Genomic DNA, 11,540 nt, shown 5'->3' with positions numbered 1-11,540 from the left:
GATAAATTTGTACTAAGAATCGTTAGACTGCTTTATAGAAGCTCTAAGTGTATCTCTGCAAAGCTGCGGGTTTTTGGCAAAGGAGGACCGACTCAGGAGGACCGAGTCAGGAGTCAGAGAAATAGGATAGGGAAAAAGGTAGAAAAATGCGCCCATCTCCCCATCTCCCCATCTCTAAATAGATCCCAAATGGGTTCTATAGTGCTTTTCAGATTGATGGCTCAAGTTACAAACAAAAACCTTTAGGAGTTAATGGCCATTAATCCCTACGACTCTTGAGTCATAATTAACTAAGCTGTTAAGCATCTAAATTGGTTATTGTCGCTAATGGGGAGATGGGGGGATAGGGAGATGGGGGGAGGGTTTTACGGTTTCTTCCCTAGTTTGCTAATACCCAGTTTAAATATGTCTTAGCTTATCTAATGAAAAGCATTATAGCGTTTCCCAGCCTAATGAGGTACACTTGCGTTTCTTCTTTATCTATTCCTACGGAACCAGAATTACTACTCCCTACTCCCTAAAACCAAAGAATTTTGTACCTCACGCTTTTTGGGAATTGCTATATAATACCAAGCGTAAAAAAAGAATATTACAAATATGACATCTGAATCTTACATTTTTTTAGCTGGTGCAAGTCGAGGGGTAGGGCGAGAAATTGCTAAATGCCTAATTGCAGAAAATCACAAAGTTAAAGCATTATTACGTTCACCCGATACTAAACTCGAATTGGAGGCAATGGGTATTAAAGTTGTCATAGGTGATGCTTTAGATATAGCATCTGTGGAAACTGCAATGCTAGGAGAGGAAAAGATCGCCACAGTCATCAGCACTATTGGTGGTTTACCCAAAGATGGTGAGCGTGCTGATTATTTGGGTAATAAAAATCTGATTGATATTGCTGTCAAAGCTAAGGTACAACAGTTTATTCTCATTTCCTCTATCGGTAGCGGTGAAAGTGCAATTGCTTTACCACCCCAAGCATTAGAAACTCTCGGTCCGGTTTTGCTAGAAAAAGAAAAAGCAGAGCAGCACCTGATTAATAGTGGATTAACTTATACTATTATTCGTCCCGGTGGTTTAAAGTCGGAACCAGCTACAGGTAATGGTTTTTTAACTACAGACTATAAAATTGCAGGAAGTATTCATCGAGCTGATGTAGCTCAGTTAGTCTGTGAATGTTTAACTTCCGAAACTGCTAAAAATCAAGTTTTCTCAGCTATAGATCGCAACATGACTTATGGTAACAGGACTTAAGCTTTGAAGGTTAGTATTTCTCAAGGCAACAGTGGGAGCAAGATGCTCCCATGAAGTGGTGTTGTTCATCCCCATCTACCATTCACTCAGGTACACTAATAGCGGGCAAGATCCCGCACTTAGGTATTGCTTATAGCTGACTGCTAATAGTTTTTGGTGCAGCATTCCGCAGGAAATACTTACAGCGCTTTCCGTTGTTATGAGGTACACCCATTGCGGGCAAGATGCCCGCACTACAATACTTTCACCATTTACCTTGTACCTCATTTATCCGAAATATGCTGTATCATCAAATTACCAATGGATAATTGATAATTAATCAATTCGACTTTATTGCCTTCTGTTTCAAGAGAAAAAAAAGAAATAAGATTTCTTTAGATTTAATTCCGTTACGGTTTTAACCAAAGGTAATTATCCATTATTAATTATCAATTAAGAATGAGAATTAAATAAAGTACAGAACTTTTTTTCATAACTCATACGGTATGGAACTTAGGCAATTTAACTTATGTAGATAATAAAATTCTCATTCCTTAATGAATCAACTATCCTGCTGTTGCTGCCAATCAGATATAACTTTTTCTAAATACCAAATCCTATCTCTACCAGGATATTTTTCTTGAACTTTTGCAATTAATCTTTCTGCCATTTCCCAATATCCGCCAACCATTCTTAACAGTTGTTGTTCTAGTTGCTTATACTTAGTATCTTCCTCAATATTCTGATTCTCACGAGGTACAGTTGTCTGAATTTTCTTCAAATTATCCAAAGTTTTTTGATAATTCTTCCAGTCTTCAGCATCCCCAAATAATTTAGCAGCATTCTGATAGTCATCTATAGCTTTTGTCATTTCTTCTAAACGGGAATAAATAATTCCCCGGTTATAAAAAGCTTGAGCTTCATTGGGATTAATTTTTAATGCTTGTTCATAATCTTTTATTGCCTCTTGATACCCACCCATATCCCGATAAACATTGCCTCTAGTGACATAAATAAATGAATTATTTGGTTCAATTTTTAAAGCAGCATCAAAATCAGCGATCGATCCTTTAAAATCTCCCATTTGACTACGAATCATACCCCGATTTCGATAAGCTAAAACATCTTGATTATTAAATTGCAAAGCTTGATTAAAATCTGATATTGCCCCTAAATTATCCCCTTGTTTATAACGAATAATTCCTCGACAACAATAAGCTTGAGAATCTGAAGCATCTACTTTTAATGCCCAGTTTAAATCTGCTATTGCTCCCTGGCGATCGCCTTTTTCAAATCTTCTCAACATTCGAGTTAAAAATGTTTTACTATCACCTTTTTCCCACTGAACATTAGTGTCAGTTTTGGCAGAAGTAGAGGTTAAATTTTGCAACTGTTTAATATTATCCAAACATTTCCGGCAATTAACAGCATCTTTCTGTTCTAAATACAATTCTGCACCACGCTTAAAACTATCAATTGCATCTGCTTGATTATCTTGTTTACGGTAAGCATTACCTAACAATTTATATGCTGGAGCATAGTTACCATTAATAGTAATTATCTGATTAGCATCTGTAATAGTTCCCAAAATATCTCCTAGTATCAACCTAGCAATACCACGACCTAAATAAGCATCTATATAATTAGGATTGATTGCTAAAGCTTGAGTATAATCTACTATTGCTTCTTCTCTATTTCCTAAATCAAACTTTGCCAAACCTCTACCATAATAAGCTGCAGCAAAGTTAGGATTAATTTCTATAACTCGACTAAAATCTTGAATTGCCTCTTGATATTTTTCAGCACGAGATTTAGCTACAGCTTGACTATATATTTCCTGTTCCATGGCACTAAATTTATTTTATGAATCATCCTAGCACTTTTATTCTATAAATTGAAAATTATAAATCCTGACTCCTGGCTCCTAACTGCCACCAAAATATTACAAATGAAATAGAATTGCTATATACAATATTTTTTTTTCTTCCCTATTCTCTATTTCCTTTAATAAGATACAGTATTTTTTTTCTCTTCCCTATTCCTTATTCCCTATTCCCTTGATTTTGACTTTTAACTTCCGTAAATGGGAATCTCAATTAAAAACTCCGCTCCCTCTCCTGGAGCAGAAATACAACTCAACTTTCCCTGATGCTCATCCACCACAATTGAGTAGCTAATAGACAATCCTAAACCAGTTCCTGAACCGACAGATTTAGTAGTCATAAAAGGGTCAAATATCTTTGTTTTAACTTCCTCTTTCATCCCACAACCATTATCAGCAATTTTGACTTTTACCGAATTAGTATCTGTCACTTCTGTCTTTATCAAAATTTGCGGATTCTTAATTTTTTCTGCCTTATCTATTGAAGCTTCCAAAGCATCTATAGCATTTTCAATAATGTTGAAAAATACCTGATTCAACTTACCAGCATTACAAACAACTGGAGGCAAATCCCCGTATTCTCTCATAATCTGAATTTGCCTCTCACTTTGATTTCCTATCTTCTTAGAAGAATAACAACGATGCTGCAAAATTGACAGACTAGACTCAATATTTTGATTAATATCCACTGACTTTTTCCCTGATTCATCTAACCTGGAAAAAGTCCGCAAATTTCTCACTATATTACCAATTCTATCTGCACCATTTTTCATTGAATTTAATAACTTATGTATGTCTTCTTCCAAAAATTCTATATCTATTTCTGAGAGAATATCATTAACTAAAGGTGTAGGTTCAGGATATTCTTGCCGATAAACATTAATCAGTTCTAATAACTCATCAAAGTATTCAACTGCGTGGTCAACATTCCCATAAATAAAACTCACAGGATTATTAAGTTCGTGAGCAATTCCTGCTACCATACGTCCTAAACTTGACATTTTTTCTGTATGAACTAATTGAGCTTGATTACTCGAAAGTCTGCCTAAAATTCCTTCAGTTGTCAACAGCTTTTCTAAAGTTTCTTCTAACTGTTGCATTTGATGTTGAATTTTTCGCTCCCGTGCTTCGAGTTGTTCTGCCATTATATTAAATCCTTTGGCTAACCTATCTACTTCATCGTTATAGATAACAGGAAGTCTAATTTTTAAGTCACCACTAGCTAACTTTTCTGTAGCGTTAGTCATTATACTAACTCGACTTGCAATTAAATTTGATACTAAGTAACCCACTACAATAGCTATTACCGATCCTAGGAAAGATAATGAACCAATCAAAATCCAAAAATTTCTTTTTGTTACTTCTAAATCTGTTATAGAAGATACGATAACTAATTCTAATTCAGTAGCATCTAACCCTAATATAGTTATAGTTTTAGTAATGTAGAATTCATCGCCAATTTTAATTTTTTTTAAGTTATTATGAGATAATTCTTGAATTATTTCATCAGAAAAAGTGTAAGCTTTTGGGAAACTAGAAGCAATTATTTCTCCATTTTGCAAAGCAATAATATCTTCACTTATTCCTTTAGTTACTTCTTCTAGTAATTTATCGCTGACAGCTCTACCAACAATAATACCGCCAATAACTCCTTGATTAGATTTAATTGGTGCAGTTCCTATTAATATAGATGGTGCTGGTTTTTCTGCCGCAACAACGCTAGAGAAATCTACCCCATTAATCACCTGTGAAATTGCTGTTTGATTAGCGATTTTTGCCTGGTAAAGTGTGGAACTGCGCAAATCTGCTAACTGATTGCCATTTTTATCTACAACCTGCATTAAATCTAGAGATAATTTTATTCTTAAAGGTAATAATTGTTGTAAAATTTCTGTTGTATTTTTTGATTTTAATGCTTTTTGAACTTTTGTTACCTCCACCAGTAAGTTAGCATCTAAGTACATCTGCTTAATTTTTTTTTGGAATCCTCTTAAAACCAATGAAGCAATATTTTTGACTTCTTTTATTTCCTTTTTTTCAGTATATCGAGCAAAGAAATAACCAATACTCAAGGTTCCTGAAATCCAGATTCCCAGGAATACTAAAACAAACGGCAAACTAATTTTTTGTCTTAAAGGTAGATTTGAATAAGGGTTGAACTGAATATTTTTCACTGATTCAATTAAAGGAAATAAACATCTATTAAATACCTTTTTATGGATAATTACTTGGTTTTTCATCCCAATCATTTTTTTTATTATTTTTCATTAGCAGATCGAATATAGCAATCCTATTTTATTCGTGGCAAAAATCTTACTGCTTTTTAGGGAACACTTAACTGGGAACAGGGAACAGGTGGGAGTTTCAACTTTTTTATTTACTTTTTAATTTGTCACAACCTATGCGCGGATTGCTATAGAGAAATAGATATTAATCATACTCTATATCCCATTCTATGACAGTCATCTGCCATTGGCCAGAAAACTTTTCCTTACTCCCTTGCTCTTTCTCTTGTTACGTCGGCGATCGCGAAAGCGAAACGTAGTTTTATCGCAAAGCGTAAAGGAGTTCTATCGCTACTTAATTTTCTCTATCAAAGACTGCGGAAACTTTTAAATAATGGCCATAAATCCAGGAGATGATACTAAATCATTATCAGAAAAGCTTCCAACTTCTGCATAAGTTGTTCCTGTTAATTCTAAGACTAATAGCAAATTAAAATAAGATAGTTACAGTAAAGTAATCACCAAACTGTTAGTAAATTTGCTGCCTACCTCGGGAGTAGAAATCAAATTATCCCTTAATCAAAAACAATTTATTATAGTTATCAGACTATTTTTAGTCAAAAATAGAACAGTTTTACTCTCAGAACAAATAAATATTATAAATTCTTACAGACTGACTCGGTCCGACTGAGTTCCCCACTAGGGAGTGGTTAGGGGTGGGTTGACTCCTAAGAACAAGCACATTGTAGAAATATTTTATGAAATTAGTCTAATATGCCTTGAGTTTCTGGATCAACAATCCAATATTCAGGAATACCACAATCTTGATATTGAATTCTTTTAGCAATATAGTCTTTTTCTCTTTGTAACTCTCCAGGACTAACAACTTCAACAACTAATAAAGGAGTTGACATAGACAGGCGAATTGTATTCCGTTTTGATAATTGTTGAATATGTTCTTCTCGGATAATAGTCAGATCGGTATAGGGATTTTTAGGTTCACCTCTCACCTCCAATTTTAATCCTTGACCCCGGACTCTACGATGACCTAAAAGTAAAGCAAATTTCAGCAATAAAAAATTAACAATTTCAACATTTAAACCTGATTCTGGAGGCACTTCAATTAATTCTCCATTAAATAATTCATAAAAATTTTCTGAATTATCATTGTATGATAAATATTCCTCAAAACTTTGAAATTGATGGTTAACTTTTAGTATCAGATTGATTGCTCCATGAATCAATATTATTTTTTCAATGAGTTCAAAAAAAGCTCGATAGATAGCATAAAAATTTGTAGGGGTTTATCTACCAAACCCCTACACCAAAAATCTTTTTTTTCTCATAAGACATCTGGTGAAAATTAAAAATAGAATCAATTATTATCCATAAATTATCAATTACTCCCCTCCTGGGAGGGGTTAGGGGTGGGTTCCCAGTTAAGTGTTCCCTGTTCCCTGTTCCCAGTTAAGTGTTCCCTCTTTTCCGGAGAGGTCTATAGTATTACTATACCAAATCCTAAATAGGTTACGGGTAATCAAAAAGTAGATAAAAAAACTGAAACTCCCACCTGTTCCCTGTTCCCAGTTAAGTGTTCCCTAAAAGCGTTCAATAATTAATAATTAATTATTACCTCTTTTTAAAACAGATAGGATTGGTTAAAAGGAATTTTTTTGTTCTCTTGGTCGATTGGATATGGTTAGGTAACCCATCCATCCCATCCTACAGAATGCTCGGCAAACAACCGCTCTCTTGGTCGATTGCATATGGCGAGGTTTCCTCTGAAGCTTCTCGCTAATGAAAGCTGACTGCCGATCGCATATCCCTATTGATATCTAAATATTGGCGTCTGAAAAGAATATTGTTTCAGACCTAATTTTTGTCTACAACTATGTAATTAGCTAATTCTAATTTTTCCTTAGCTTCTCGACTGACAACAAAATCAATAAATTCTTGAGTTCCAGAAGTAGCTTGAGGAGAAAAAATAATTCCAATAGTTTGACTCATTTTATATTTACGATTCTGTATATTAGTCTTGTTAGGAACAATATTATTAATACTGGGTATATTAATAGTCAACTCTTTTAGCTTTTCCGAATTTGACATAATACCAATACTGTAAGGTGTAGTTGCTACAGCTTCAAGAATATGATGAACTTCTTGAAAAAGAATCGCTGTTGATACAACTTGAAGATTTTCTCCTAAATGATGTTCTCGGAAAATCTGCTTTTCTGTTTCATCTTCAGGTATGTCTAATAAGACAATCTTAGCATCAGGTCCCCCTAACTCTTTCCAGTTGCTAATAGTACCATTGTAGATACCTTGAATTTCCCCGGTGCTGAGATTGGAAACTCCTTTGACATTTTCATTAGTAATCAAAACCAGGCAATTTTTTGCTATGGGTATGTATTTAAGATTTTCTGGTGTTTCTGCTGCTGTCAGTTGCTTACTAATAACCCCGATATTAATTAAGCCATCCTGAACACCTCTAATACCACCACTGCTTTGACTACTAGGCATAAAGGTAATTTCAATAGAGTCATTTTCATAAGCATCTACCAATATTTCGATAATGGGATAACCTTCAGAAGAACCACCTATTTTAATTTCTTCCTGGGAACTTTCTTGGCGGTCACTATTCCCAGTACAACTGGTCACGGTTCCCACAGTTAATATCCCCATAAATGCAATTAATAAATTTTTCAGTTTCATATACTACTCACTACATAAATTGATTCAACTATAGTAGGGAAAAGAGAACGAGGAACAGTTATAAAAACATTTCCTAGTCTAAAATTCATCATCATTCGATCAAAAAAATAAAGTGAGAATTTGACTTCTAACTTCTGAGTCCGTTAAAATTCCTAATCTTCCTCAATATACTCTGCTATATTTGGTAAGTCTCCGATTTTAGCAGTAAGTAACTGGGGACCAGCAATCACAATTTTTGTTGCACCTTCTTCTACAAGCTCAAAGATATATTCCTCTATAGTAGTTTTTTCTATTACTTCCTGAGTTTCTAATTCCACTTCCTTTTCTTTCGCTTTACGTTTCACCCGTTTCAAAACATCACCAGCTAAAGCACGATAACCTTCCAACATAGAGTTTTGTAGTTTATGCAAAGGATTAGATCCCAACCAACCACTTTGCCCCAATTCACCAATAACATCATGAATTGAGTTATTATTAATAAAAAACACAACTCTCAATTTAGTTTGATTTTGTTGTGCTTCTGAAACTGCTTTCCACATTGCTTTATCGTAAGCATAGGGATTTGCAACCACCAACCAGATACTCATGTCTTACACTCCCAACCCAAATAAAGGCCAATAAAATTTCGCCATTGCCAAGAATATCAAAGTCCCCACTAATTTTAGCAACAACCCACGCTTAAAAGCTTCAGAAGGCGACACATAACCACTACCCATAATAATGGCCATTACCGGGGTACTGACTGGTAACAGAAAAGCTAAACCCGATGGCAAAGTAATACCCAATGTCATTGCCCTTGGGTCTATTCCATATTTAGCAGCCAAAGCAAGTCCAACTGGCATCAAAACTGCTACTGCAGCAGCATTACTCATTCCCTCTGTCAAAAAAGTAATAATCAAAACCATTGCCACAAAACAAACAATACCAGAATTAATCCACGATCCCAATAAAGTTTCTGCCAATGCTTGTGCTGCTCCTGTATCTCTTAAAACTGCACTTAGAGCAATAGCACTACCATACATCAAAAAAATACCCCAGTTAACATCCTCTTCTACTTCTTGCCAACTTGCCAAACCACAAATGAAGCTACACATAACCCCAAAGAAAGCTATTGTATCTAGTCCCCAAGCTTTTCCTCTAAAAATCCATAATAAAACTATTCCCGTCACTAATACCAATGTACCAACTTCTCTTGATGAAATTGCACCAAGGCTTTTTGCTCTAATTCCGAGAAATTTTCGGGCGTTAGATAAAGAAACTACTTGACCTTTTCCTATTTGTAATAGTAGAAAATAACAAACTATTAACATGAGGACAACTAAGGGAATAGACCAAATAAACCACTCGGCAAAAGTAATATCGTATTCTGCTTTTGTTGTGCTGCGGAGCACTCCTAATGCTAGAGGTGCTCTAGCTCCCCCCAGTAAAGTTGCAATACCACCTATACCGCAACCCCATCCCAAGGCTAAAAATGCTGCTAGACCAAAACGTCCACCTGGCTTTGCACCTGCTGCTTGAACAACTTCTATAACCACCGGGAATAACATGGCCGTGACTGCATAGGAACTAATCACAAAGGACATTAGGGCAGAAAGAATTAAGATAGAGGCAATTAGGGTATTTTGGGTATTGCCAAAACGGGAAACTACTGTTAGAGCAAGACGAGTGCTAAGTCCGGAACGTTGAATAGGACTGGCTAGAATAAATGCTCCTAATACAAAGAATACTGCTTTATTACCGAAATAGGCATAGGTTTCTGTGGGAGACATACTGCCACTGAGGGGAATTAAAAATAGTACCATTAAGCCTGTGACTGCTACTGGTAGAGTATTAGTTGCCCACAGAAAAGCTGTAACTCCAAATACTGCTAAAGCTCCTTTTGCTTCTTTTTCTACTCCTGTCATGGGAAACAGAAGAATACCTATATATATTAGTGCCGCAGCTACAAACCAAAGCCAACGGTACTGAGGTTGACGAGATATGCGTAACCAAGTACGAAGATATTTGATATTTTCCATTGATATGAATAAGTTTTGACGTGGAGATTTGATTATACTTGTTACAGAAGTTGGGAACAGGGAACAGGGAACAGGAAGGATTAAAAATTAAATTTTTATTGAAAAGATTTACTGGTAGATTCTTTATTTAGGGAGATTGAGATAATCTTGTTAGTTGACTATAATTTTTTATTATTGATTTAGTATTTACATCTGGTGAAAATTAGATTTTAATTGCTACAAGCTAAATATTAATGTTATCATAGTCAAAATATTAAGTCAATAGATTAATAGAACTTTAAATCCCTTTTTTTAGTCAGGATTTAAACTTTGTTTTTAAGAGGATTTTGTGCATGGAAAATAACAATCAAACTGGTCTAACGGTATGGTTTACTGGTTTAAGCTGTGCTGGCAAAACCACCCTAAGTTTTGCTGTGGCAGAAGAGTTGCGATCGCTTGGTTACACAGTAGAAATTCTTGATAGTACAGTTGTACGTCAAGACATTGGTAAAAGTTTGGGTTTTAGTAAAGCTGACCGAGATGAAAATATCCGGAGAATAGGTTTTTTAGCCCATCTTTTAACTCGTAATCGTGTGATTGTTTTAGTATCTGCTATTTCTCCTTATAATGAAGTTCGTTCTGAGGTAAAAAAACGCATTGGCAACTTTATTGAAGTATATGTTAATGCACCTCTAGAAGTTTGTGAAACACGGGATAAAAAAGGACTTTACAAACTTGCTAGAGCAAGAGAAATTCAAGAATTTACTGGTATTGACTTACCTTATGAAGCACCAGTTAACCCTGATGTTGAATGTCGTACTGACTTGGAAACAGTTGTAGAAAGTAAAGAAAAAGTTATACTGAAAATGGTAAATTTAGGTTATTTAAAGCCTCGCGATTATTCTGATAGTAGTGCTTATTTTTTTGATATTTAGAAGTTAATTTAACTCTGTTTGACGCTTTTCGAGCATCTGTTTATTAATCGTAAAACTGGGATATATTATACCATTTATCAAAAACTTTTCTACATTTTATTGAGCAGGGGAGTAGGGTAGTAGGAGAAAAGTAAAAATATTAATAATTAACATTAATTTGCTAATAATTAGCAAAAAAAAATATTCGGTCTGTGTTAATTAATTAATTAATAACTGAAGTGTTATCTAAGTATAGCATTAATGCATGGGAATTGGTATTATACGAAATTTATAAATGTTGGCTATAAATAGCTAGGCTATTTCTTATAAGTCAGGAGTCAGGAGTCAGAATGAATAAGTTTAATACCATTTTTTATGTCGTAAATCATCTTTTTCGTCAAATAGACATGGACTATTGAGTCTTTATAATAGTGCTTATTATTCGTAACATTCTTTTTTAAAATTGGTATTATAGCATTTTAAAGAAGTTAAAAGTTACAAGGAAGAGTGTATATGCTAAAAAGTTTTATCCCAATTATAAAAAAGTTTGCTACATATCAGAAGTAGGAAGTAGGGT

Annotated in this window: 8 protein-coding genes; 2 read left to right on the top strand and 6 right to left on the bottom strand. The window is 34.6% G+C overall.

Annotation, left to right across the window (positions count from 1 at the left end):
• Positions 1–597 precede the first annotated feature (597 nt).
• Entirely contained in the window at positions 598–1,254 is a 657-nt protein-coding gene (locus ACP6PM_RS30805; protein ID WP_426590689.1) for an SDR family oxidoreductase, read from the top strand.
• 541 nt (positions 1,255–1,795) lie between these two features.
• On the opposite strand, the gene ACP6PM_RS30800 is transcribed toward ACP6PM_RS30805, so the two are convergent.
• From ACP6PM_RS30800 to ACP6PM_RS30775, 6 genes are all read right to left on the bottom strand, one after another.
• Entirely contained in the window at positions 1,796–3,079 is a 1,284-nt protein-coding gene (locus ACP6PM_RS30800) for a tetratricopeptide repeat protein (RefSeq protein ID WP_426590688.1), read from the bottom strand.
• 224 nt (positions 3,080–3,303) lie between these two features.
• Positions 3,304–5,364, bottom strand: a complete 2,061-nt coding sequence (locus ACP6PM_RS30795) for a sensor histidine kinase (protein WP_426590687.1) — start codon at positions 5,362–5,364, stop codon at positions 3,304–3,306.
• Between the two features lie 740 nt (positions 5,365–6,104).
• Positions 6,105–6,584, bottom strand: a complete 480-nt coding sequence (locus tag ACP6PM_RS30790; protein WP_426590686.1) for a Uma2 family endonuclease — start codon at positions 6,582–6,584, stop codon at positions 6,105–6,107.
• 628 nt (positions 6,585–7,212) lie between these two features.
• Positions 7,213–8,052: a substrate-binding domain-containing protein gene (locus tag ACP6PM_RS30785; protein ID WP_426590685.1), complete on the bottom strand. Its 840-nt coding sequence runs from the start codon at positions 8,050–8,052 to the stop codon at positions 7,213–7,215.
• A 152-nt stretch (positions 8,053–8,204) separates the two neighbouring features.
• Positions 8,205–8,639, bottom strand: coding sequence for a hypothetical protein (locus ACP6PM_RS30780; protein ID WP_426590684.1), 435 nt, complete (start codon positions 8,637–8,639; stop codon positions 8,205–8,207).
• Between the two features lie 3 nt (positions 8,640–8,642).
• On the bottom strand, positions 8,643–10,070 hold the full coding sequence (locus ACP6PM_RS30775) for an SLC13 family permease (RefSeq protein ID WP_426590683.1): 1,428 nt from the start codon (positions 10,068–10,070) through the stop codon (positions 8,643–8,645).
• Positions 10,071–10,402: 332 nt separating this feature from the next.
• Here ACP6PM_RS30775 and cysC point away from each other — a divergent pair, with 332 nt between their 5' ends.
• Positions 10,403–10,984, top strand: coding sequence for an adenylyl-sulfate kinase (cysC, locus tag ACP6PM_RS30770; RefSeq protein ID WP_426590682.1), 582 nt, complete (start codon positions 10,403–10,405; stop codon positions 10,982–10,984).
• The last annotated feature ends 556 nt before the right edge of the window (positions 10,985–11,540 follow it).

The sequence above is a fragment of the Dapis brunnea BLCC-M229 genome (genome assembly GCF_050015995.1).
GTDB lineage: Bacteria > Cyanobacteriota > Cyanobacteriia > Cyanobacteriales > Microcoleaceae > Trichodesmium.
The sequence above is the reverse complement of the archived record's forward strand: the minus strand, read 5'-3'. Positions and strand labels throughout refer to the sequence as shown.

Excerpts from the sequence above, each read along its gene's own strand:
- ACP6PM_RS30805 (WP_426590689.1), top strand. The coding sequence starts at position 598 with ATGACATCTGAATCTTACATTTTTTTAGCTGGTGCAAGTCGAGGGGTA.
- ACP6PM_RS30800 (WP_426590688.1), bottom strand. The coding sequence starts at position 3,079 with ATGGAACAGGAAATATATAGTCAAGCTGTAGCTAAATCTCGTGCTGAA.
- ACP6PM_RS30795 (WP_426590687.1), bottom strand. The coding sequence starts at position 5,364 with ATGATTGGGATGAAAAACCAAGTAATTATCCATAAAAAGGTATTTAAT.
- ACP6PM_RS30785 (WP_426590685.1), bottom strand. The coding sequence starts at position 8,052 with ATGAAACTGAAAAATTTATTAATTGCATTTATGGGGATATTAACTGTG.
- ACP6PM_RS30780 (WP_426590684.1), bottom strand. The coding sequence starts at position 8,639 with ATGAGTATCTGGTTGGTGGTTGCAAATCCCTATGCTTACGATAAAGCA.
- ACP6PM_RS30775 (WP_426590683.1), bottom strand. The coding sequence starts at position 10,070 with ATGGAAAATATCAAATATCTTCGTACTTGGTTACGCATATCTCGTCAA.
- cysC (WP_426590682.1), top strand. The coding sequence starts at position 10,403 with ATGGAAAATAACAATCAAACTGGTCTAACGGTATGGTTTACTGGTTTA.